Here is a 23402-nt window from a genome sequence, read left to right on the forward strand (position 1 = left end):
CTGTTCAACTTTCACAAACCTCCAACTTCAATCACTGCTCCCGGAGTAATGGTATTCAACACCTGACGAGCATCTGGTATCAGAGGAAGTAAGTCAGCGAGCTTGTTACTCGGTGCTACGAGAACGAGGACTGCCACTCCAGCTTGCTGTAAATTTTGTTGATAACGCAAATTTTGATCAGTAGTAAGCAGAATTGTAAACCCTTCCTGACTCATAAGCCGCAGCAATTCACCGTTCTTTTTTCCTGACCATCCCATCTCAAAAACTGTCTGTATCTTGTAATCGGAAAGTTCACGCTTTAGAGGTCTTGGGACACATTCATCAAGCAGGATTCGCATAAGCTGTCAGCATTTCCTTTGCTAATTCAAGGGCTGCGATCGCCTGTTCCCGACTAACACTAGGGAAATGATCTAAAAATACCTCTAATGAATCACCAGCTTCAAGATAATCAAGTAGGGTTCTCATTGGGACACGAGTTCCTACAAAAACAGGGATTCCTCCTAAAATGTCGGGATCACTATGAACCACAGACAGTAATGATCGCTGGAAAGAATTTATCATATTTAAAATCAGAAATATCAAGTTGTAATTGAATTTTAACGCAATCGCATTTATTAGGTTAGGTGCGATCTTTACCACCGGAGAAAGCGATCGCACCTATTTTGGATTTAGCGGGGGTGGAAAAAGTTAGTTAGAATAAATAGCGATTGCATTTATTAAGTTAGGTGCGATCGCTACCCCATATATTGCTAAAATTGGTAATAATTAATTGGTGATCAAACTGGAGTAAGAAAATCTAGTATAACCTATATGAGAGGTAAATATGGTTCAAGCAACAGAATATCTTTATATAGTGCGGGATGATGAAATTCTCAATGGAGAACCTATAATTAGAGGAACTCGCACACCTGTGAGAGCAATTGTTGAAACGTGGCGCATGGGCATTGCACCAGAGGAAATTCCTAAAGGAATGCCACACCTAACTTTAGGGCAAATTTTTGGAGCATTAACTTATTATAGTGACCACCAAGAAGAAATTAATCAATATATTGAAAAAAACCGTATTCCTGAAGAATTAATTGATCCATTGGTGAGAGATTTGTGAGTAAAATATTTATTAGTTTGTATTTGGATGAAGACGTTAATGTCTTAGTGTCCGACTTGTTACAAGCTTTAGCAATAGACAAGTGCCTTGAAAATACAATTGGCAAGAAGTTTGATCGCTCCCCCTTCCTCCTTCACACCCTAAAATTGCTAAAGTAAACTTAATAATAACCTTCTATCCCAAATAAACTTTATGACTACCATTACCTTAGAACTACCCGAAGAAATATTTTCAGCCTTACGACTTTCACCTAACGAATTTGTTCAAGAATTGCGACTAGCAGCAGCTATTCACTGGTATCAACGGGGTGAAATCTCTCAAGAAAAAGCAGCTAATATTGCAGGTTTAGATAGAACAGATTTTATCCTTGCTTTATCCCGTGAAAAAGTAGATGTTTTTAATGTTGATTTTGACGACCTACAAAGGGAATTAGAACGTGGCTGAAAGAACTGTGATTAATGCTTCACCTCTCATCTTTTTATCTAGAGGTGGAATACTAGATTTATTGCAATTATTGGGTGATGGAATTTTAGTCAGATAATGATAGGCGATCGCCCTATAGTTTTGTTAATTAATCAGCTGCCAATCACAAGCCGTAATAAATCGGCTCAAATGACCAACATTAGTGGTAGCAACTATTACTTCTGTCGTTTCATCAGCCAAAAGAAGAGCTTGAGCAGAGAGAATAATGTCTCCGTCCAAAGCTTTAGCATCGGCTGTAGGTTGTCCAGTTTGTCGTGCTTCTGCCCAAAGCTTTGCTGCTAATACCATTGTCTCTGTTTGAATAGGAATATATTCAAGGGTTTGTTTTAAGTTATCGAGACGATGGACACTTTTTAATAAATTTGCACGCAGTAATTCTCTACGTACTTCATAATCTGCAATTTCCGGGATTGCAAACCGTTCACCTCGTGCTAAAAGTCTTTTTAACCATTGTTGACAGGCTAGAGGAAGACCTTTTGCTTTAGGATTTGTTACCATTCCTAGAGGACCTGAGTCCAATAAAATTACACGATTCATGGAAATAAAGGGCGATCAGATAAACGATCTTCATCAAGGGTATTTTTGAGAAAGTCCCAGGCTTGTTGATGTTCAGTAGCATCTTCATCTTCATTTAGCCAAGAGTCTAAAAGCTCAATTGCTGCCTGATTTTTTTGGGCTTGTTCTGGATTGATAATGGGTGAATTTTGTAAACTAATTTTCTCACGAAACTGGCGTAATGTGTCTAGTAATTCTGTCCAGTATTCCTGGGGTGTTGCTTCAATTTCATTGATGAGAGATTCTAAGGATATTGAGGATTGATTGCAAGAATTTACCATAGTTAAAATCACAAATATAGGTTGTAATTAAATTTTAACTTAATGCTTCAAAAAATGGAATTACTGAAAATTGCGATCGCTATGTTCAAAATGCTGTACGTCATCCCTACCTCAACTTCCCCTATCTTGCTAAACTAAAACAAACCTCACAACCAGCGAGGACACCATGACCTCTGCAACCAACCGCCCCTACACAGAAACCAGTCTCCCAGATCATACCCAACTCCCAGAAATTAATGGTACAAACTGGCAAAAACATCCCCAAAGCATTCTACTAACCCAGTCCATCAAACCAGTATTACAAAAACGTCATCCCGAAGGACAATATACCATAGGTCAAGATTGCGGTATTTACTGGCGTATTACTGACCCCCCAGAACGCGGTGCAGAATCTCCTGATTGGTTTTATGTTCCCAATGTTCCACCTTTGTTAAATGGTCAATTTCGCCGTTCCTATGTCCTTTGGCAAGAATATATTTCACCATTAATTGCCTTAGAATTTGTTTCTGGAAATGGTGAAGAAGAACGAGATAAAACGCCTTGGCAGGGTAAATTTTGGATTTATGAACAGGTAATTAAACCCGCTTTTTATGGTATTTATGAAGTGACTAAAGCCAATCTAGAAGTTTATGAATTAATTGGTGGACAATATCAGTTATTACCAGTAAATGAACGGGGACATTATCCAATTACACCGATGGGTGTTGAAATAGGTTTATGGCAGGGTGAATATCAAAATGTAGAATTACCTTGGTTACGTTGGTGGGATTTAGATGGTAATTTATTATTGGATGGTGATGAAAGAGCCGAACAAGAAAGGCAAAAAAGCGATCGCCTTATCGCCCAACTACGTGCTTTAGGTGTTGAACCAGAAATATAAAAACATCCTCTATAAATTCTATCATGCTTGTGGGGTGGGCATCTTGCCCGCCCTTCCTCCTACCTAACATCTCCTCAAAGTCATTATAGATGGCTGGGTGTTGGTGAACTGCAACCACTTTACTCCCAGCCCAGTATAAACCAGCCCAGTATAAAATTACCTAACGCCCTGCTAATAAAGCCTTACTTGCAGACTCACCCAAAACCTGTACTTGTTTGTTCAACTTCCAATTTAACAAGGCAACAACAGTAAAATCAGCTAACAACGCCATAAAAATCGTCGTCATACTAGATTTTTCAATACCCGCCCAAGGGAAGGTAGAAAACAACCATACAGCAGGATTTTTGTAGGGTTCTAAACCCAAGACAGAAAGAATAATTGGAGGTAAAGAAATTGCCGCTATGATAGTCAAAACCGCCCATACATAACGCTTTTGATTTTTCATCAACAACATTAACTGAGCAATGCTGGCATAAATCAACATTAAACTGATAGACAAAGCTACTGCTAATAATGCTTTAGTTTTACCAAAATAGCTGATCTCTGGATTTTCTGAAGCAATAGCCATCCAAATAATTACAGGTGTGACAGCTATCACTAAATTAATTGCTATTGCTAAAATAGCTGGACTTTTTTCACCCCAAACTAAATCTTGCCAAAGAGATTGATTTCTATTATTTTGGTGGCGATATCTTGCCCAGTCTTGGATATTTTGCCGCACAGGGGAGAGAATCAAAATTAAACCGAATATGAAAGCAGCATTTATGACTACTAACATATACATCACTAACTCTGCTCTCGGTTCTGTTTTTTGCAAAGTCAAACCTACAAACATCAACTGAGTAAAAGCCAGAAATAAATAACTTTGTCCTTTACTCAAGATGGTAGTTTGGGGATTACGCAAATTACGTTTTACTGCTTGCCATAACCCATAACTGCAAATGCCAAAATTCAGCAAATAAAATCCTACTAAACTTGCTAAATTTTTACCTATTGGTAAGTAGAAAAATTGCCAAATTTCTAATGGTGAACCGTTATACATACGGAAGAGATTTGGGAATAAATAATTGGTAATATCCCAAGGACTAAAAAATCTAAACCAAGCACCTGGGTTATTGAAGTCATTGCTATAGGAACTAGATGCCATGATCATTGTCATAAACAAGAATAACAAAACTCCACCACTACCCAGCCAAGGTTGAAAGCTACTAAACCAGCGACTGACTAAACCAAATAATAGTGCAGCACTATAAAAGAAACCGCAACAAGCTATAATTACAGCGTAGTAACTGAGAATGTAGCTAGAGGCGATATTGGCAGAATGTCCAGCCCAGAAATGTAGAGGAATAGCAGTGAGTACAAACAGATAAATTAAACTTGGTACTCCTAACATTTTTCCAGTTAAAATACTGGTTTCAGTTTGGGGACTGAGGCGAATAAAATTGAGTGTACCTCTTTGTTCTTCTTTGGCTAAATCGCTGATCAGTAAATAAGTTCCAGCAATTAATAGTGTAAAAATAAAAATTACACTAAATGCTAAAAAAGTGTATTCCCAATGATCTCGCCACCACATCTGCCAGTCAATTTCGCCGGCAGGACAAAGACCTTTAGATAACTGATCTCTCAGGTGACTGAGTTGTGTATCAACTTGCTGAATCTGCGCCTCTAAATTAGTAATGATGCTGGAATCTGAAAGTTTAATTTGTCGATAATTAGATAATTTTTGATTGAGTAGAGATTGTTGCTGGTAAAGCTGCTGTTCTTGCTGTTGCAATATTGGACTTAGACGACAGTAAGAACCTATTAAAGAATATTCTTCACCAGGATATTCTCGTAGTTGAAACAGAAAAACTACCAGTTGCAATAATAAGGAAGAGACAACAGCAAATAAGACATTAAAAGGTTTAAGTCTTCCTTTCAGTTCTCGGAAAAGTTGAGGATTCCATTCACCTACTCGGTCGATAAAATTGATTGACATAGAAAAAATCTCCAAAAATTAAAATTGAGATTTATTGACTTATTGTGGAAATATTGGATTGTAGGCAATGATTATGACTAATTATTTCTTTATTTCAAAATACTCCTGATTGATATGTTGAATCAATCCAAAATCCAAAATCTAAAATCGAATGACTCCTGAACTCCTTTTTTTAAGATGCTTGTTTGTGACCTAATTTGAGGAAAATAGTTTCTAGGTCTTCTTGGGTGCAGTGAAAATCAGTTAAAGGAATACCTGTACTGATGAGCGATCGCAATAATTCAGCAGTTTCTTCTTGTGTTCCTGAAAAGTTCACCCGCACACTATTTTTGCTGTGTATTACCTCCCATTCTTCTACCAAAGGATAATTTTTGATTTCTCTCACCAATACATCTATGTTGCCCAAAGTTGAGATAAAAATTTGCTGTCGGGCTAAACGTTGGTACAATGTTTGCAGTGAGGCACTTTCTACGAGAAAACCTAGTTCCATAATGCCCACGGAAGTACATAATTCCGCTAAGTCGCTGAGAACGTGGGAAGAAATTAATATTGTCATCCCCGCTTCTCGCAAAGCTTTGATAATTTCCCGAAACTGCATCCTGGCAATGGGATCAAGTCCAGAAACTGGCTCATCTAAAAGTAGTAAAATCGGTTCATGGATGATAGTGCGGGCTAAACTCAAACGCTGTTTCATCCCCCGTGACAGAGTAGAAATCAAACTATTGCGTTTATTACCCAGTTGGATCAGTTCTAAAACTTCATGTAAGCGTTGAGTGCGGCGTGGTTCTCGTAAGCGGTATAAACGGGCAAAATAATCTAAATAGTCCCAAACAGTTAAATCTTCATACAGTGGGTAGTCATCAGGTAAGTAACCAAGACGACGTTTGAGGGTGGGGTTACTGTGATCACGTAACAAGCGATGGTCCGAAGGACCCGCTACGCGAACGCCATTAATATAAATCTCACCCGTAGTTGGTTCTTCTGCTGCGGCTAACATCCGTATTAAGGTTGTTTTACCAGCACCATTAGGACCTATTAAACCGTAAACTTCGCCCATCTGAATTTCTAAGTCCACATCATTGACAGCAACGTGGCGTTCAAATTGCTTAGTTAGTCCAGTGGTGCGAATTGCTATTTCTTTTACCATAGCTGCTGGGGTGCGGCTTGTGTTTAACAGTTAAGCTAACTTGTTTCTACAGCAGTTATAGCTCTCGTTTCGGAAATTGAAACTGGGAGGAGAGGTTTTCGGTATTCAGGTATAAATTGTATTACTTATACCGTTTCTTTATGAATCTGCGCTAAATTTCTTTATCTGCTATATAAAACCTAGACAAAGCTAGACTTTACTTTCTACTTCAACGGGAGCATGGGAGCGGTTATCCCTCTGTAGACCTTCACGCTGTAGCCCAACGCGATTGTGTTCCAATTAAGTTTCTGAAAAAGACTACCACCATCATTGCTTGGTTTTCGCGTCGGCAATAGTCTCAATTCAATACTTGATATCACCGTATTATATATCAAGTAGTTGATTTTTTCCGGAAAATATATTGATTTTTGTCAATATAAGTATAGTTTTGTCTATGAAATTGTCAACTTAGGACAAGCTCTTTCTTTGTGTTCTTTGCGTCCTTTGCGGTTCGTTATATAAGTCGGCGCATCTTCATCCAGAATTGGTATTACGGATATAGAAGTGAAATTTGCAATTAATTACTAATAATGGCATTAACAGAAATTGCCATATCTGGAAAAGCAAGGGGGTAAATAGTTCCAGATGTTAGCGTTGATTTTGATGCATATTCACCATCTTGGGGTTCACGAAAAATAATTAAAGTTCTTCTTTTTAAGTTAACTACCCAATATTCAGCAATATTAACTTCAGCATAGATTTTACTTTTTACTTCTAAATCTTTCTCTAAACTAGAATCTGCATATTCAATCAACCATAAAATATTTTCTGGGTAAGGGTGATGTTGTAAATATTCACGTCCTAAGCGTTGGACAATAGCAATATCAGGTTGAGGTTCAGAATTATTAGGTAAAGTAATAGGTTTATCTAAACGAACAGTAGCTTTTTCTGCTAATAATTTAATTAAATACTCTCCCGCTTCACTGCTGAAATAAGCGTGAGGTTCTCCTTCTGGTGACATTTCAATAATTTCTCCTCTGAGTAATTCTACAGGGCGGTTATCCAAGATACCTGTTGCAATCATGCGGTGATATTCTTCTGTTGTCCATTTGGTTGGAGTCAGGTACATGATTTTTGAGTATATGATTTTGTTTAGCTATTCTCAGTTTGACATTTTTTAGATGACCTCTCAGTATCTTCTAGCATCAGCTATGTAGATACTGTCGATTGAAATCGGGTGACGGCAAGAAATATTCAATAAAATCAACGGAGAGGGGGGGATTCGAACCCCCGGAGGTTTTTGCCTCATCCGATTTCAAGTCGGACGCATTCGACCACTCTGCCACCTCTCCATATTGTCTGTCAGCTTGTTAAACACAAAAACCGACAGATAACAGTATAGCCTATAATTACGCCGTTGGCACTACTAAAGTAGAAGAATTATAAAAAATTTCTTCTGATACCACCTGGAAGTCATCACCCACCCAAACCAGGGAAGCTTTTGTTACCACACCCCCCTCTAACTCAACTAGGGAAAAATTACGCCGTTTTCCCCCATTTTCTGCCACAATTCGGGGTACATTCGCCGCATTTAAATAAACTGTTCCCTCTGGGCTTCTAAATAGGGCTTTTCTTAGCACCTTCTTAGTATGGCGCAGATTACGGTGCATATGACCAAAAGCCACCAGGGAAACTGTTTTGTTCATATTGATACTTTGAGAAATCGCTGCTGCTAAGTCAGGATCTCCAAAGTCACCACCGATAGGATGCCAATCTTTACCACAGGGGTCTTCAGGGCGATCGCCTAACCCCGTCGGTCCATTATGACCCAAAAAAATAATATTCTCGCAAGCTGCACTTTTCACCGCTTGCACGATTTTATCTGCTGACTCTTCCATACTGCTGACACCATACCGTTGTTTACAGATATCAGCAAATCTCCACTCTGATCCACCCCAAGTAAAAGGACGACTACCCACTACTGTTAAATTCCCATCTGGAAAATCCAATTTACCATAACCAACTTGGGCAGATCCTAATAAATCTAGTTGTTCCTGTACTCGGTCTTCCTTGGTGCGGTCATAAGGACATTTTTTCCGTCCCCATTCAGTGGCAGTGTACCATGCGTCGTGGTTGCCCATTACTGCTGCTTTGGGAATATCCAGGGATGCGATCGCTCTTACCACCTCCACCGACTCATTACCAAAATCTCCCACAAACAGCACTAAGTCAACACCCAGATGTTTGAGTGCGATACCATCTTCTACTTCCCATAGGTCGTGAACATCGCCAACTACAGCGATTTTCACAGGTTTTGATTGAGTTTTCTGACTGGTCATGCCACTTTAAAAAGCCATATCCATATATATATCAGGATAAGAAACTCTACCCCATTTGGAAATAAATTGGGAGCATCCCAATGAACGAAAAAATAAACGCAGCCACACCAAAAACCCTCTGAAACTCTCTTCCCTTTGTGTACTTTGCGTCCTTTGCGGATGTTTGGCTACCTGTTAAAGGTAGGAATGGTCAAGCCTCAATCATATAACTTTCTAGGCTTAATGGCTTGTGCAGGATTTCCTGCATAAATTGTCATTGATGCTAATGATTTAACAGCTACTCCACCCAGAGTTAATACAGCACCTTTACCGACAGTCACCCCAGGGCCAATTATTGACTTAGCAGCAATCCAACTACCTTTCTCAATATAAATTGGGGCAATTTTTAATTCAAAATCAGGGTGATTCCAGTCATGATTACCTGTGCAAAGATAGACATCTTGAGATATGCAAGTATGACTTTCTATGGTCACATGAGCTAGGTTATCTATCCAAGCACTTTCACCAATCCACACATAATCACCGACAGTTAAGCGCCAAGGAAATTTTACCCGCACTTTTGGTTTGAGGCGCACACCTTGACCAATAGTAGCTCCAAAAATGCGGAGTATCTGCACTTTGACTGATGAGATGGGTAACCAAGAACTTTCAACTAAAGGTGAACCGAGGAAGTACCACAAGACTTGTTTCCAGTAGGAAACCCCAGGGGTATAGTTACCCAGACTGTAGTTATCTAATCGCATATTCGGAATAGGAAGACGAGGGTTAAAGCTGGTTCCGGTAGGACTTGAGACCATCCACAATAGGAGGGATTTCCGCGCCTTAAATTGCTTCGGGATTAATCCCCATTTCTTGCAGTTTTGCTGCTAATTTAGCGGCTTTCTCTTCGGCTTGTTCAGCCCTTTGGCGTTCTTCTTCAGTCCTTTGGCGTTCTTGTTCAGCCCTTTGGCGTTCTTGTTCTAATAATTCAGAACCCCAAAGAAGCAAATTACCGGATTCATCCCACCACCGCAACCAAAAGGTTACCATTTCTGCCTTTTTACCTCTCCATACACCCAAAAACAGGTTTAATGCTACCAGGTAAAATCTTCCCTGTTCATCTGGGGATTGTTGCTGGTATTTACCGTCTGTTAAATGATAAACATCTAAGGTTCCGGTTTGAGGATGAAAAATCACATATACAGGCACTTTTAAAATTTGTTCGTAAAAATGCCATTTACCATAGGGATAATGGGGATTAATAGAATATTCTCCCCCTTCAGTGGCGGAGATAAATTCCATGACAATGGCGGGGGGTTCTCCTTCGGCGTGGGGGGTATAACTGCGGCGGACTTCCCCCTCTGGGAGGGGATGAGCTACAGGTATATAAACCCAGTCCGGGGCTTTGACGATAGTTTTGTCGCCCACGGTGGCGCATAGCCCAAAATTGGAGGCAATGAGCATGGATTCTAAGATTAATCCAGCCAGTTCTAAAGATTCTCGCAAAGCCGCAGCCAGGAGGGGTTGCAGGGGAAACGCATCTAAATTATCTTGACAAAATATCATATTAGTGCATCAAGATGGAAAAATATCTAATTTTATTCAAAATCTGATTAATTCCTTTATTAATATCCTAAAACTTGAATAAATTTAGGGTAATTATTTATTTGTGATAACAAATTTAGCCAGTTCAGTTCTATATATTAATATCATATTTTTGGACATAAAAAAGCTAGATTCTATTGCATAATCAACAGAAAAATAAATTGTTGATATTGATTTATGGTTGTCTATATTTTCTGACTTTTATCAGATACATTCTAAAATCTTCTCTAAATATTCATCATCCCATCCTGCACAAAACTGCTTACTTTTAATTCCTAGTTTTTGGCTTTTTTCTTTTCCTAAAAGATTAACTGCTATATGACGAATAACTGCAAATTTTTGTGGTGCATTATCCTTTCTTATCCGACAATCATCTTCTCTAAACGCTACATCTAAAATCCAATGCAATGAGTTCTCTATTCCCCAATGACTACGGACTGATTGTCCTAATAATTTCGCATTACCTGTCAAACTACTAATATAATAACGGGTTTCAACCTTGGTTTCTCCATTGACTTTTCGTATATATTCTACCATTCCTATGCTTTGAAGATTTACCCATTTATTCTCTATATCTATCCTTTCTTTTATGTCTGATAACATCAGATAATTACGTATTTCTTCTCTTCCATGTTCATCTTCTTTTGTATGAAATTCACTATGTTTAAATCCTTCAAATCCTTTAGCTATAGCCTCTTTGAAGATTTCTTCTACATTTTTATATAAATTACCTTGATTCTTTTTCAGTGCAATAATATATTCCCCCGATTTCTCTACAATTGATTTAACAATCTCTTTTTGACATCCCATTGCATCAATCGTTACTAAACATCCTGCTATATCTAATACTTTAATTAATTCCGGTATTGCTCTTATTTCATTTGATTTTTCATCTACTTTACATTGTCCTAATACTAAGCTATTAGTTGTTGCCCATGCACTCACCATATGAATAGCTCCTTTCTCCTTTCCTTTATCGTAGGAATGCCTTAATGTTTTACCATCTATTGCTATGACCTCCCCTTCTGTAATTTTATTTATTGATTTTATCCAACTCAAAAAACAGTTCTGAAATTGTTGCGGTTCTATTCTTGCAAATACTCTGGCGAATGTATCATGGGATGGAATCCCATTTGGCAGTTCTAAAAATTTTTTTAGCCATTTTTCTTTCTTTTTTCCATAAGCCTCCATTAATACCCAACTATCGACTCCACATATTACTGCACAAATAGCGATGGTAACAATATCAATTAATTTATGTCTTTTTGTCCGTTCAACTCTCTTATCTTCTAAATCTTTAAAATGATCTGCAATTGTAATTTTTGGTGGTAGCTTCATTTCCCGATCTTCTCTCTTTGTTTTAATTCAGAATACCACTTCACCCTATTTTATTGATTCTTCTGGAAATGAATTTACCATCCAATTTTCTTTGCATACATTTACCAACTTTATATTATATTGTTAATATCACCCTTTTTCGGTATTCATATAAGTTGTATTTTGTCAAATTCAATTAGATGCGTTTCCCCTGGCTTCACCGCTTTTCTCACCTCTTAATAAAACCTCTTGATAAAAACGGGTTTGAGTTACATCTGCTTCTCTGAGATTTAGCATTTTCTGAATCTCCTCTATACTTACTTCGTTAAATTTGTTTACCAGAATTGCTTCTACTAAATCTAATTTTAGCTTGGTAATTTATGGATTAAGCTCTTACGTAGGAATAAGGCTTTCAAAAACTAGCTTTGTTTCCGATTAGACTCTAACTCTGACTTAATTAAACTCACAAATACACTAATAATTTTTTCTGGTTGATTTATATAATACTCATCTAAATCAACTACTACTAGATTATTAGTTAATTGCAAGAATACCCATTGATTACCATTCGTGACACAACCATAAATATTTTCAATATTATTTCCCTCCGATTGATTTAATTGAGCAGCAGCAATCATTTCTGCAATACATTGAGCGAATCCTTGTTTCAGATTATCATTTTTTGCTTCAACCACAGCAATTACAGGAGATGTTACATATAACTGCTGAGATGATAGACCAATTAAGAAATCGCAAAATCCATTTAAACCTTGCTCAATATTAACATTAAAATCAATTCCTGAGAATAAACTAATTTTATTCTTTAATAATCTTCTTACTTCAATTAAAACAGGTGCAATAATCATTTCTGATTTGGCTTTTTCTGTACTAATTGCTTGAGCTAAGGGGATGTTATTTTGCAGATATTTGATAAAAAAACTATCAACTGTTAACTGGTTGTCGGAAGTAAAAACATTTGTTCTTTCTTCAATATCAATGCCAAATGTTTTACTGATTCTGTCTAAACTAAAGTCACTGTAAGCCATTTCTCATAACCTTAATTCTGCTTAATATCCTGACTGAGTTTATAAAGATCATTATGATGGAAACCATTCAGGATTGATAATTTCTCTTAAAAAATAAGAACAAGTTTCAGAGAAAGATAATGGTGGATTTATCTGATATATGATTGATTAGCTTCCTACTATAGCTTTTTCAAAATCATCTGTCGTGTTACACAAGAATTCAGGACTTAATATCTCTTGTATATCATAGGGACAAATTTCTGCAAACGTACTTAATACCAAACCTGTTTCTGCCGATGCTTCCCTCCTGGCATTTCGATAAGCTTTGGGTAAAATATCAGGAATATATTGTTTTAAACTTGGTTTTTCAGTTAGTAAATCTTGTAAATCATCTCTTTGGTTAGCAATGGTGGTAAACCAACTAATAGAACGTTTAGAAGATTGGTATTGCCATTTTAGTAAATGAGTTAATAAAATTATTAACCGATTTTTTAACTCATTTTTTTCACTAATACCCATAGCATCTAACTCTTCTGCCAAATTTTCCCAATCCAAAGCTGTTATATCTCGACTAGCCAAGGCTAATTTTTGTTGAGTCAACCAATCCATGAAATCTGTTTTGTAGAGAGGTGATTTAGACATAAAACTAGTAATGATTACCTGCTTGCCGAACAATTTTTCAACCCTATTGATCATTAGGTAAGCTAATACCTTGTTCCAATAAAAATTGGCGTAATTTAGCTAATTCTAATTCAGCAGAGTCAGCCCGTTGTTTTTCTTGTTCTGTTGGTGTTGGTAGCCAATTATTTTCTCGATCATACCAACGTAACCACAATCTTCTTGATCCTTGATATTCTCCATCCCATAATCCTCACCCGGAATTTTTTTAAGTCTAACAAACTAAATTACATCTGCAAATGTCCGTTCCATTTTCCGAAAATACCAAATTCCACTTACTAAAAGTAAAACTACTAACGCCAATTAATTATTAAAACTGCCGGCGAATTTTGCTAGACATCTGGTGGTAATTAATGTAGGGACAATTCATGAATTTTCCCTACAAGGGTTTTAGGAAACGCACATTTAATTTTCACCAGATGTCTAATCTTATCTTTACCTGTCAATTCAGAATGAAAATATATTCCTACCTTCAATAAACTAGCGACTCGACTTTTTATATTGATAGTTAAGTTAAACCTCCATTAATATTAATACCTGCTTGACGTAACAATTCTTTCAAGCGAGCATTTTCTAACTCAGCTTGATCTGCTCGTTGTTTTTCAGCTTCAGCCCGTTGTCTCTCCCTTTCGACTGGAGTAGGAATAACATTTCCAGTGCGATCGCACCAACGTAACCAAAGTCTGTTTAAATCCTGATATTTACCAAATACCAATCTTAACCCTAATTGGATTTCTTCAAACCAATATTCCCCATTAGAAACATCCTGAGCTTGATAACGTCCATTAATTAATTTAAAGATTCTTAATTGATTACTATGACCATCAAATACTACATAGTAAGGGATTTGTAATATTTCTTCATAAACCTGCCATTTATAGGGTGTTTTACCTTTTTTACTTCTAATTAATCCTAAATCTTCTTTTTCGGTACTTGGAGATAGTAATTCCACGATAACAAAGGGTATTACGTCTTCTTGCCAAATAACGTAACTTAAACGGGGTTCTGTTTGTTGATAAAAGCGATCTACTCCCACCACAGCAAACCAGTCAGGTCGTTTATACCAGAGGGGTTGTTCTAGACTATAGTAGAGATTGAGATCACAGGCGACAAATACCTGATTGGAAGGATAGTTAGGCGGAATAAAGGTTTCTGACAGAAATTCCCCTTGCCAAAAATGATATTGATCGGGCAAACCAGGATCTCCTATTTCTTCACTAGGAAGATCATACATGGTAGGTAATTGTTCTTTGGGAAGGGATATTATCGTTTGGGGTTGATACATGGTTTTTATTGTTGATCTATAACTTTTATAATCATGGCAACCATTCAGGATTAAGAATTTCTGTTAATGAATAAGGACAATTTTCAGGGAAAATTGCCGGAGATAGTTCAGATTTACGAATAGCATTACTTCTAGCTTTACTGTAAATTTTATCCAGAACTTTCTCACAATGATTATAAAGAACTTTAGACTCCAATAATAAATCTAATTCCAGCCTAAAGTTATCAATTTCTTTTTCCCAACCTCTCCCTGACCAATCTTTTTCTGAACTCCAATAATTATACAATAGTAGATGAATTAAAAGTCTCAATAAATAACTTTCTACTTTACGTCTTTGTTCGCTTCCCAATGCGGTGATTTCCTCAATTAAATGTTCCCAATCAATATTTTCTAAATCCTGATTTTGTAGTTGGTTAAGGGTAATCTCTAACCACTCAGGATAATCTTGTTCATAAATCTCGTAAATTGCTTGTCTAGGTGGCATTTTACTAACTCAATTACAGTTTAAATATTGATGTTTGAACCCCAGTAAACCCTATAAATTTACTCCTTTTTCTGCTAGAAACTGTCTTAATTTAGCTAATTCCGCTTCCGCTAAATCAGCCCGTTGTTTTTCTTGTTCAGCCCGTTGTTTTTCTTGTTCAGCCCGTTGCTTTTCTCTTTCTTCTGGAGTAGGCAACCAGTTATTATCTTTATCATACCAACGTAACCACTGTCTAGTTAATCCTTGATATTCTCCCTCCCATAATCCTAAACCCAATTCTGCTTCTTCTAACCATACCCCTAATCCATTCACAGATAGCGGTTGATAACGGTTCATTACTAAACCAAAACAGTTAAATTCGTCAGTATAACGGTTATAAACAAAATAATAGGGGATTCTCAGAATTTGCTCATATACTGTCCATTTATTTGGTGGTTGATTAACTTCCCGTAAATTTCTCCCTAAGTCTTCGTTTTCTGTTCCTGGAGATATTAGTTCTACCACCACAAAGGGATATGTTCCTTCATACCAAGTCACATAACTTAATCTCAGTTCTGTTTCTTCATAAAAACGGGATACCCCTAATACCGCAAACCAATCTGGTCTTTTATACCATTGTGTATGCTTGCTATCATAGTATAAATTTAAGTCACTGCCTGTAAATACATTATCTTCCGCATAACTAGGTGGACGGAAAGTAATACGCAATAATTGTGGTTGTAAAAGGTGAAATTCGTCTGGCAACCCTGGTTCCTCTGGATCTTCGCTAGGTAAATCATACATCGTTGGCAGTGTTTGTCGAGGAGGTAATGGTTCATAGCTAGGTTTGCTATACACATCGCTTTGATACATTATTAATTATCTCCTGTATTTAATCGCTGTTGCCAAGATTCAACTATCTGTTCACTTGTCTCTTCTAAGGAAATTGTAATATCCCAGTGAGGATAATGATCACGCATTTTTGTTAAGTTGGAATAATAGCAAATATGATCATGAATACCATTTTCTGATACGTAATCTAAATTGAAACCTATACACAAAGCCAGTTTTACTCTTGAATAGGTGCATTCCCCGCGCCCCTACGACTCCTGCTGTATCAATTACTGTAAATCAAACTCATAGCTTTAACTTTAATTTCTTCTTCATCAATTTTTTGTTTAAGTTCATTATCTGTGTATATACCCTCAAAAGCTTCCAATGCTGCTTTTTTAATAGCAGTATCAAAAGCATCAGTTAAAATTTCCTTTAATTCCTCTTCATTAGCATAAGAACCACCAGATTTTTTTCGCTTATTGACTTTTTTGATTTCTTTGCTGCTATTATAAATCGAAAACTCCCAAGAACGAGTGCTACGTTTTTCGGCTTCTTGTTTAATTAAGTGTATTAATAAAATTACTGCATAGCTATAAATCTTAGCTAATTTATCTTCCCTGGACATTTCTTCAAGCTGACTGACAATTTCTAAAGCTTGATCATATTCTTGTTTTTCAATTAATTCCCGTAATAGTAATAATTCTTCCATATCATCATCAGCGGTTTACTTAATTTCATCAGGTAGCCAATTTTCATCTAAAGCTTGTTCATCCGTAAAGAATGGTTCTAAAGGAAAAATTAGCGGTTCAAGTCCAGTTTTAACAATAGTAATGTCTCTAGCATCTTGATAAATTTCTGCAACTATTTCTAAAAAGAAGGATTTGAGACTAGGATTTCTTTTGAGTAGTTTTTTGATTTGTTTCCTTTGTTCTATAATTGTACCTTTCCATCCTCTACTATTAGAGTCTCTCTCTTGCTGCCAATAAGCTAGTTTTAGTAGATGCTCGAATAATACTAGTAATCGGCTTTCTAATTCATGCTTTTGAGAATTTCCCAAATCTTCTAACTCTAGGATTAAGTTTTCCCAATCTAATTGGTCTAAATTCTGATGCTGAATTTTATGAATAGTAGTTTCTATCCATTGGTATAAATCTTGATGGTATAAGGTATTTAACTCTTGTTTAGAATCTAACATACTATAGTGCTAATACTCGTAAATAGCTCTACGTTTGGAACGTTTCTGATTGCGGTAACACCTTTTCTGCAATTCGACCCCCCAATATCAAAATCAATAGGAAGGTTACGTTTGGAGAAACTGAGATCAATTAGACCGTCAAAGCTCACTCCACAAAAATCAGCCTATGCCGAGAGTAACTATTAGTTTTTAATAAGCTTGAGATGAAAAATCCTCTTAGGAATTATTTCCTTTGGAGATTTATTTTGTTTTATTACACAACTTTATTGTACCACAAATTCAAGCAGTAATTTCAAAAAGTTTTACTCTTTTTAATATTCGCTGTTTGCAGTAAAACCTCAAGATACTGTTGGCAAATAATTTGCGGTGTAAAGTGGGATTGTAGATACTCACGACCAGCTTTACCCATCTGTTCTGCTAGTGTTTGGTTAGTTTGCAATAAACGGATAAATGCCGCCAGTCCCTGACCATCCCCATGGTCAAATGCCGCCCCACACTCAGCCTCGGTAATTATTTGTCTTAAGCTAGAGTAGGGTGAACAAACTACCGCCAATGGCCTCCCAGATGATAATGCTGAATACATTAAATGAAGAATTGCGCCAATTAGATATTCAAATTGCCACACAATCAGCTGTTTTTCAAGATGGAAACCCCGCCCTAATTACACTCAAGGAAAAACAGAACAACCTCAGACCATTAATTGAGCAAGAATCAGAACTATATATCCAAACCAGGCGATCAGAAGCATATAAATTACTCAGATCCTTAGAACTTAATCAACAACAACTAGAAAACAGTCGCCGAATTTTAGAACGACAACGTCAGCAATTACCCATCCTCATCCGAGAATATACAGAAATACAACGCCGTTTAGGTATTGCTAATGAAAGTCTGAATCGCTTTTTATGATTCAATCCTCTCAGACGGAACAAGGTTGGCAATTAATTCGGTTACCTAACCTACCCATAAGTCCTATAGCCTCTTCAACTATGATCCGGGATATTATCATGGGAATTGCCGCGAGTATCTCCCTAGGGATTGGTGCAGCTTTACTCTTGGAAAAGCTAGATCATACTTATCACAACGCTTTAAGCCTCAAGGAAAGAATCAAAGTTCCTGTATTAGGGAATATTCCCTTTAACCAAGAAATGCAGCCGGATAAATCCCCTACTCTCAAACTCAAAAATGCTTTGATACAATACTCGGATGGGCAGATGGAAACTACTACCCAAAGAGCCACCGTAGCCAAACGACACTATACCAATTACGCTAACAATTTTATCGAAGCCATCAGGCTGCTCTACACAAATATACAATTATTAAGCTCTGATAATCCCATCAGGTCTATTACCATCACCTCCTCCATGCAAGGTGACGGTAAAAGTACAATTGCCTTTTATCTGGCTCAAGTAGCTGTATCCATGGGGAGAAAAGTATTACTGGTAGATACAGATTTGCGCCGCCCTAATATTCATACCTTGGCAAATTTAAGTAATCTCTGGGGGTTGAGTAGTTTAATTACTACGGATATGTCCATAGAAAATGTAGTCACACCACTACCTGCTATGAATGAATTATCTATCATTACTTCTGGACCTATTCCCCCCGATGCACCTAAGTTACTCTCATCAGGGAAAATGAAAAAACTGATGGCACATTTTCAAGATACCTTTGATTTAGTCATTTATGATGCTCCTCCCATTGTGGGGCTGGCTGATACTAATTACATCGCTCCCCAAACTGACGGTGCGGTGATGATCGTCAGGATGGATAAAACAGACCGTTCTGTATTTGAGCAGGCTTTAACTGATATGAAAAATTCGTCCATTAATGTTTTAGGCGTAGTTGCCAATGGACAGCATCGTCATTCAGACAATTACTACAACTATTATTACCACCAACGTGAGGTTCATTAACAGTAAGCCAAAGTTTAAATGTGATAGTTGTGGCTTTGAGAGTGACAGAGATTTAAACGCTGCGATGAATTTAAAACAAGAAGCGGTCAGATTGACCGTGTTAGCCTGTGGACTAGATAGTGCCGACACTTCTAGGAGTTCAGTGAGCGTAGTCGAACTGATGAAGCAGGAAGAAAAAGCTGGCTCTTGTTAGCATTAGTTAGCTTTTTTGTATCGGACGGTTAAGTTTTTGCGCCACGCTCCAAAACTTAAACTCAAGGGTTTTCAGCCTTTTTTCTTATAAATTACCCCCATCAACCGTCTACCATTTTTGGTAAAAACTACTATAATTGAATCCATAAAGTAACAATTTGTAATCTAAAGCAGTTCTTAATTGTGTTTACAACTACACTCGCTCGACCACAGGGTAAACTACCACTAGATTTATTTGCTGCTATTGAGGATCTGAAAAAAGAACTCAACGCAGTAATATTAGCGCATTACTATCAAGATCCAGATATACAGGATATTGCAGATTTTATAGGTGATTCTTTACAATTAGCAAGAGCCGCAGCACAGACAAATGCAGATGTGATTGTGTTTGCTGGTGTTCACTTCATGGCAGAAACCGCAAAAATCCTCAATCCTGATAAATTGGTACTGTTACCAGATTTAAATGCTGGTTGTTCTCTGGCTGATAGTTGTCCTCCAGATCAGTTTGCAGCTTTTAAAGCCGCACACCCAGATCATCTAGTAATTTCTTACATTAATTGCTCTGCCGAAATCAAGGCCATGAGCGATATTATCTGCACCAGTTCCAACGCTGTGAAAATTGTACAGCAAATACCCAAAGAACAACCGATTATTTTTGCACCAGATCGGAACTTGGGACGGTACGTGATGCAACAAACCGGACGGGATATGCTGTTATGGCAAGGTAGCTGTATTGTCCATGAAACATTTTCGGAAAGGAAAATAGTTGAGTTAAAAACTACACATCCAGAAGCTGAGGCGATCGCTCACCCAGAATGTGAAACCAGCGTTTTACGTCACGCCAGCTATATTGGCTCTACAGCCGCTTTATTGAATTATTGTCAAAAAAGCCCTAGCCATGAGTTTATCGTCGCTACAGAGCCAGGAATCATCCACCAGATGCAAAAATTAGCACCCGGTAAACACTTTATTCCTGCACCTCCTGAGAATAACTGCAATTGTAACGAATGTCCATTTATGCGGTTAAATACCTTAGAAAAGCTGTACTTAGCCATGAAAAACCGCACCCCTGAAATTACTATGTCAGAGGATATTCGTCTTGCAGCACTCAAACCCATGCAACGGATGTTAGAAATGAGTGTTTAGCCATCAGGAGGCAGAATAATTTTAGATTTTAGATTTGAGTTGAGAAAAACAATCCAAAATCCAAAATCCAAAATCCAAAATTGAGTCACCAATCACCCATTTTTTCTGCTTCTTTCTCAGCAGTTTTACTATATTCCCTGTATAACTTAGTACGAATTTTTGCTTCTTGATATCGGCTATGACTAGGTGGAACCTGACTCATTAAATCAGAAGCCCTTTGCCATCTAGCAGCTAACTCCAACCACTGAGTTGAAGTTGTAGCTTTTTTACCAGCAGCAGAGGCTTGATTAGCAAGTCTCACTGCATCTGCAAATTTGTCATCAGATGTATCATTTGCCGATTGAGCAGGGCTTTTTTGAGCATGAGAGGATGATACTTTGGATTTAACTTCACCTGCGGTTTTTACAGACGGCGAGATTTGCAATGGTATAAGATTTTTTATTGAATTACCCAAACGTTCATCAAACAAACCAGCCACCAAAAGTAATGCACACAAACTAACTGATCCAATGATCAGCTTGTTGATTGTATCTTTGTTTTTATCCTGGTTAGTTAGTAAAGATTGAGCTTTAGGTAAAATCGGCTTTCCAAACTCAGTATAGGCGGTTGTAAAATCTTGAATTAATTGCTGGAAAAGACTAGGCTGAGATAGAGTAATTTCCTGTGACCAAAGTAATTGATTTTCGCTATTGCGGTTAATTTCCTCTAACCATAATAATTGCTCTTCCCGCACAATGCGACTGTTGATATTGACTTTGCGAATGTTACGCGGTGCTATAGACTCCAAAATTTGCTGGATGTTGGCTACCAAAGTAGACTGCTCAAGTTGTTCTACCGTAGCCGCTTCACATAAAATTTGTAACACACCATCAGCAAAAATGGCTCTGGTTCTGACACCAGACATCACGAGTCTTTCGTTCAATACCTGAATAATAGCGGCAACGCTGCCTTGATGAGCTTGCCAAGCTATATCGTTGATTCTATCTACCATTTGAGATTGAGTGATCACTCTCGCACCCTGACCTATGAACTAACTCATTATCATTAATTTTGCACTCTGTTGTCACTAACTTCACCTAATCTAAAGCAAACTTTTGTCTGTACCTATGTACTATTCATTTACTTCTAATAACCGAGAAGTTTTAAATCTATCCATCCACTTTTCTAAATATACCCGATTCGCTGTTTGCTCAGATTGATCTTTTGTATCCACAGGATAAGGCATCAATCCTAAAATAGCAGCACTGGTGACACAAAACATGGACTTTTGGAAACTCATACAAATTTGTACCCGCAGATCATCTTCACCGCGCAAACTACGCTTATAAATATCATGCAGATATTCTGGTAAATAATGGCGCATATCTTGCATTAACAATGTAGGAGGAATACCCGCACCACCAATAGGTAAAGGATCTGCGTATAATGCACCATATTGAAATCTGGCCTGATCTGGGGGAACTTGATATGCTTGGGCGTTTAAAGAAACAGTTCCTAAAAAGGGAGTTCCCCGGAAAAATACCGCTTCTACATAAGGAACTGCGGTATCTGGTAAGAATGTCAAACCAACTGATTTAGGAATAATATCATAAACTTTACTGCCAATTTTCACTTCGTAGGTAATAGGTCTTAAAGCATCTTTTACCAAACCAACTTTAATATGATCTACAACTTGAGGAATTGATTTAATTTTCCCTTGATCATAAAGGTCTGATAAGCTGAGAAAAATATCAGCCATAACTCGCCAAAATTGACCTAAACCACTATAGTAGGCAGATACTCGCAACTGTTCATTCAAAAAATCAGGGAACAGATTGTTAATTCCTAAAATTAAAGGATTATACTTAAATTTAGTAGCGATTACCGCTTCTGCTCTTTCTGCAAATTCTTTACTATCTAAATAACTATCTAAGCCACCACCACCATGCCACATCATGGTTTTCATGCAATATTCGGCATACTCAAAATTAATTCTGTGATGCCACCAATGACGCAGTAATTGAGATAAAGAAACTTTACCATTAAAATATTTAAAAAATGGGAAAAACACTAAAAACTGATGTTCAGCAATGTAAATAAGATTTTGGGAATAAGCATCTAAAACCACACCATAACTTTTCAGAATACCCACTACTTCTAAAACATTTTCTGGGCTATCTTTCAGTAACGCTTCTCCAGTTTGTAAACGCTGGATAAACTCATTCAAGGGATGATCAACGGGTTTGTTTTTGGTATTAACCATTAGTTTTAGCTCCCACTATCTTAGATAATTAATAGGTATCGGTATTTATAGATTTTAACAAAGATCAAGCTATATTTGGAATAAAAATACTACAATAGTAATTTTTGATGCTGTTTATTTTTTAAACCTAACAAGAATCTCAGTTATTTGAAGTTGTAAATAAAACATCTAGCGTTACAGGTTTCTCGGAAAAAGCTTTTCTGAATTTAAGGCGCATTCTACTCCCTTCTACACGACTAGATAGGGTTTGACAGATATCTGCATGAGAAATATCATGTTTATTACATGTATCATACAGCACTTTGCGTAACGTTTAGGTACAAAAACATAAGACAGAATTATTACATCAAGCTAGAAAATAGGATATGAACTGTACTAGATAGACGTGCAAAGTGCTGTAAACACAAAAAGCTTTGAGGTTATCATTAGTTTTTATTGATCTGACATTTTCGCAATTTGCATAAATAACACCAAGAAAATGTCTATCTTTACCTCTTTCCTGATCTAGCTTTAGTTTATATTCAACTTTTTTATTTAATTCTTCTAATGATGTGTATGTTTTTCTATTTACAGACATACCTTTATCCTGAGCATCAATAAATGCAGTGGAATTAACTTTTCCAGTTTCTTTATCTATGTGAATAGGTGAATAAATTTGTCTGATTAGTATTTCATCATCTTCTATAATACCTGGAGAATATTGACTAACTGAAACTTTTTCGCAATTACATTGAGAATCATTTTCTTGCACAAACTTACATCTATTAGATGTTACATT

29 protein-coding genes, 1 tRNA gene and 1 pseudogene are annotated in these 23402 nt (G+C 37.1%); 7 read left to right on the forward strand and 24 right to left on the reverse strand.

Features of this window, described 5'->3' with window-relative positions:
* Window positions 1-11: 11 nt before the first annotated feature.
* Window positions 12-338 (reverse strand): DUF5615 family PIN-like protein, encoded by a 327-nt coding sequence (locus IQ237_RS08955; protein WP_194054261.1) that lies wholly within the window; start codon window positions 336-338, stop codon window positions 12-14.
* Window positions 322-561: a DUF433 domain-containing protein gene (locus IQ237_RS08960; protein WP_096571628.1), complete on the reverse strand. Its 240-nt coding sequence runs from the start codon at window positions 559-561 to the stop codon at window positions 322-324. The genes IQ237_RS08955 and IQ237_RS08960 overlap by 17 nt, the downstream gene beginning before the upstream one ends.
* A 262-nt stretch (window positions 562-823) precedes the next feature.
* Between IQ237_RS08960 and IQ237_RS08965 the strand changes: the two genes are divergently transcribed.
* Both IQ237_RS08965 and IQ237_RS08970 read left to right on the forward strand, forming a co-directional pair.
* Window positions 824-1105 (forward strand): DUF433 domain-containing protein, encoded by a 282-nt coding sequence (locus IQ237_RS08965; protein WP_194054263.1) that lies wholly within the window; start codon window positions 824-826, stop codon window positions 1103-1105.
* 192 nt (window positions 1106-1297) lie between these two features.
* Window positions 1298-1549 carry a UPF0175 family protein gene (locus IQ237_RS08970; RefSeq protein WP_194054264.1) on the forward strand — a complete coding sequence of 84 codons (252 nt, stop codon included), beginning with the start codon at window positions 1298-1300 and terminating at the stop codon, window positions 1547-1549.
* Between the two features lie 123 nt (window positions 1550-1672).
* On the opposite strand, the gene IQ237_RS08975 is transcribed toward IQ237_RS08970, so the two are convergent.
* Window positions 1673-2086, reverse strand: a complete 414-nt coding sequence (locus IQ237_RS08975) for a nuclease (RefSeq protein ID WP_309225745.1) — start codon at window positions 2084-2086, stop codon at window positions 1673-1675.
* 35 nt (window positions 2087-2121) lie between these two features.
* A complete protein-coding gene (locus tag IQ237_RS26220) occupies window positions 2122-2424 on the reverse strand; it encodes a hypothetical protein (protein ID WP_228019910.1) in 303 nt (100 codons plus the stop codon).
* A 166-nt stretch (window positions 2425-2590) separates the two neighbouring features.
* On the opposite strand from IQ237_RS26220, the gene IQ237_RS08985 reads away from it, so the two are divergent.
* On the forward strand, window positions 2591-3304 hold the full coding sequence (locus tag IQ237_RS08985; protein WP_194054268.1) for a Uma2 family endonuclease: 714 nt from the start codon (window positions 2591-2593) through the stop codon (window positions 3302-3304).
* A 160-nt stretch (window positions 3305-3464) separates the two neighbouring features.
* Here the strand turns inward: IQ237_RS08985 and IQ237_RS08990 are convergent, their stop codons facing one another.
* The 17 genes and pseudogenes from IQ237_RS08990 to IQ237_RS09075 form a co-directional block, all read right to left on the reverse strand.
* Window positions 3465-5282 (reverse strand): ABC transporter permease, encoded by a 1818-nt coding sequence (locus IQ237_RS08990; RefSeq protein WP_194054270.1) that lies wholly within the window; start codon window positions 5280-5282, stop codon window positions 3465-3467.
* A gap of 172 nt (window positions 5283-5454) precedes the next feature.
* Window positions 5455-6429 carry an ABC transporter ATP-binding protein gene (locus tag IQ237_RS08995; protein ID WP_194054272.1) on the reverse strand — a complete coding sequence of 325 codons (975 nt, stop codon included), beginning with the start codon at window positions 6427-6429 and terminating at the stop codon, window positions 5455-5457.
* Window positions 6430-6985: 556 nt separating this feature from the next.
* Window positions 6986-7537, reverse strand: coding sequence for a Uma2 family endonuclease (locus IQ237_RS09000; protein ID WP_194054274.1), 552 nt, complete (start codon window positions 7535-7537; stop codon window positions 6986-6988).
* A gap of 138 nt (window positions 7538-7675) precedes the next feature.
* A tRNA-Ser gene (locus IQ237_RS09005) sits at window positions 7676-7760 on the reverse strand.
* Between the two features lie 57 nt (window positions 7761-7817).
* Window positions 7818-8747 carry a TIGR04168 family protein gene (locus tag IQ237_RS09010; protein WP_194054276.1) on the reverse strand — a complete coding sequence of 310 codons (930 nt, stop codon included), beginning with the start codon at window positions 8745-8747 and terminating at the stop codon, window positions 7818-7820.
* 197 nt (window positions 8748-8944) lie between these two features.
* A complete protein-coding gene (locus IQ237_RS09015; RefSeq protein WP_194054277.1) occupies window positions 8945-9490 on the reverse strand; it encodes a WcaF family extracellular polysaccharide biosynthesis acetyltransferase in 546 nt (181 codons plus the stop codon).
* Between the two features lie 79 nt (window positions 9491-9569).
* Window positions 9570-10292 carry a Uma2 family endonuclease gene (locus tag IQ237_RS09020; RefSeq protein ID WP_194054279.1) on the reverse strand — a complete coding sequence of 241 codons (723 nt, stop codon included), beginning with the start codon at window positions 10290-10292 and terminating at the stop codon, window positions 9570-9572.
* Window positions 10293-10535: 243 nt separating this feature from the next.
* Window positions 10536-11669 (reverse strand): ISAs1 family transposase, encoded by a 1134-nt coding sequence (locus IQ237_RS09025; RefSeq protein ID WP_194054281.1) that lies wholly within the window; start codon window positions 11667-11669, stop codon window positions 10536-10538.
* Window positions 11670-12067: 398 nt separating this feature from the next.
* On the reverse strand, window positions 12068-12694 hold the full coding sequence (locus IQ237_RS09030; protein WP_194054283.1) for a hypothetical protein: 627 nt from the start codon (window positions 12692-12694) through the stop codon (window positions 12068-12070).
* 147 nt (window positions 12695-12841) lie between these two features.
* Complete coding sequence (locus IQ237_RS09035; protein WP_194054284.1) at window positions 12842-13315, reverse strand: DUF29 domain-containing protein; 474 nt, start codon at window positions 13313-13315, stop codon at window positions 12842-12844.
* Between the two features lie 43 nt (window positions 13316-13358).
* Window positions 13359-13508: a hypothetical protein gene (locus tag IQ237_RS09040; RefSeq protein ID WP_375539902.1), complete on the reverse strand. Its 150-nt coding sequence runs from the start codon at window positions 13506-13508 to the stop codon at window positions 13359-13361.
* Window positions 13509-13859: 351 nt separating this feature from the next.
* A complete protein-coding gene (locus IQ237_RS09045; protein WP_194054286.1) occupies window positions 13860-14636 on the reverse strand; it encodes a Uma2 family endonuclease in 777 nt (258 codons plus the stop codon).
* Between the two features lie 31 nt (window positions 14637-14667).
* Complete coding sequence (locus IQ237_RS09050) at window positions 14668-15120, reverse strand: DUF29 domain-containing protein (RefSeq protein WP_194054288.1); 453 nt, start codon at window positions 15118-15120, stop codon at window positions 14668-14670.
* A gap of 51 nt (window positions 15121-15171) precedes the next feature.
* Entirely contained in the window at window positions 15172-15972 is an 801-nt protein-coding gene (locus IQ237_RS09055; protein ID WP_194054290.1) for a Uma2 family endonuclease, read from the reverse strand.
* Between the two features lie 244 nt (window positions 15973-16216).
* Complete coding sequence (locus tag IQ237_RS09065; RefSeq protein ID WP_194054292.1) at window positions 16217-16642, reverse strand: DUF29 family protein; 426 nt, start codon at window positions 16640-16642, stop codon at window positions 16217-16219.
* A gap of 15 nt (window positions 16643-16657) precedes the next feature.
* Window positions 16658-17128, reverse strand: coding sequence for a DUF29 domain-containing protein (locus tag IQ237_RS09070; RefSeq protein ID WP_194054294.1), 471 nt, complete (start codon window positions 17126-17128; stop codon window positions 16658-16660).
* 292 nt (window positions 17129-17420) lie between these two features.
* Window positions 17421-17711: pseudogene (locus tag IQ237_RS09075) on the reverse strand (glycosyltransferase); the annotation flags it as partial.
* Here IQ237_RS09075 and IQ237_RS09080 point away from each other — a divergent pair.
* The 4 genes from IQ237_RS09080 to nadA all read left to right on the forward strand — a co-directional run bounded on the left by IQ237_RS09080 (window position 17699) and on the right by nadA (window position 20382).
* On the forward strand, window positions 17699-18037 hold the full coding sequence (locus tag IQ237_RS09080) for a hypothetical protein (protein ID WP_194054295.1): 339 nt from the start codon (window positions 17699-17701) through the stop codon (window positions 18035-18037). The pseudogene IQ237_RS09075 and the gene IQ237_RS09080 sit on opposite strands and share 13 nt — an antisense overlap.
* Window positions 18034-19044 (forward strand): CpsD/CapB family tyrosine-protein kinase, encoded by a 1011-nt coding sequence (locus tag IQ237_RS09085; protein WP_194054296.1) that lies wholly within the window; start codon window positions 18034-18036, stop codon window positions 19042-19044. Before IQ237_RS09080 ends, IQ237_RS09085 begins: the two co-directional genes overlap by 4 nt.
* Window positions 19031-19237: a zinc ribbon domain-containing protein gene (locus IQ237_RS09090; RefSeq protein ID WP_309225746.1), complete on the forward strand. Its 207-nt coding sequence runs from the start codon at window positions 19031-19033 to the stop codon at window positions 19235-19237. Before IQ237_RS09085 ends, IQ237_RS09090 begins: the two co-directional genes overlap by 14 nt.
* A gap of 182 nt (window positions 19238-19419) precedes the next feature.
* Window positions 19420-20382, forward strand: a complete 963-nt coding sequence (gene nadA, locus IQ237_RS09095; protein WP_194054297.1) for a quinolinate synthase NadA — start codon at window positions 19420-19422, stop codon at window positions 20380-20382.
* 85 nt (window positions 20383-20467) lie between these two features.
* Here nadA and IQ237_RS09100 read toward each other — a convergent pair whose 3' ends face one another.
* The 3 genes from IQ237_RS09100 to IQ237_RS09110 form a co-directional block, all read right to left on the reverse strand.
* On the reverse strand, window positions 20468-21373 hold the full coding sequence (locus IQ237_RS09100) for a hypothetical protein (protein WP_194054363.1): 906 nt from the start codon (window positions 21371-21373) through the stop codon (window positions 20468-20470).
* A gap of 120 nt (window positions 21374-21493) precedes the next feature.
* Complete coding sequence (locus tag IQ237_RS09105; protein ID WP_194054298.1) at window positions 21494-22624, reverse strand: CO2 hydration protein; 1131 nt, start codon at window positions 22622-22624, stop codon at window positions 21494-21496.
* A 346-nt stretch (window positions 22625-22970) separates the two neighbouring features.
* Entirely contained in the window at window positions 22971-23375 is a 405-nt protein-coding gene (locus IQ237_RS09110; protein ID WP_194054299.1) for a hypothetical protein, read from the reverse strand.
* Window positions 23376-23402 lie beyond the last annotated feature (27 nt).

It is taken from the genome of Sphaerospermopsis sp. LEGE 08334 (genome assembly GCF_015207205.1).
Classification (GTDB): Bacteria; Cyanobacteriota; Cyanobacteriia; order Cyanobacteriales; family Nostocaceae; genus Sphaerospermopsis.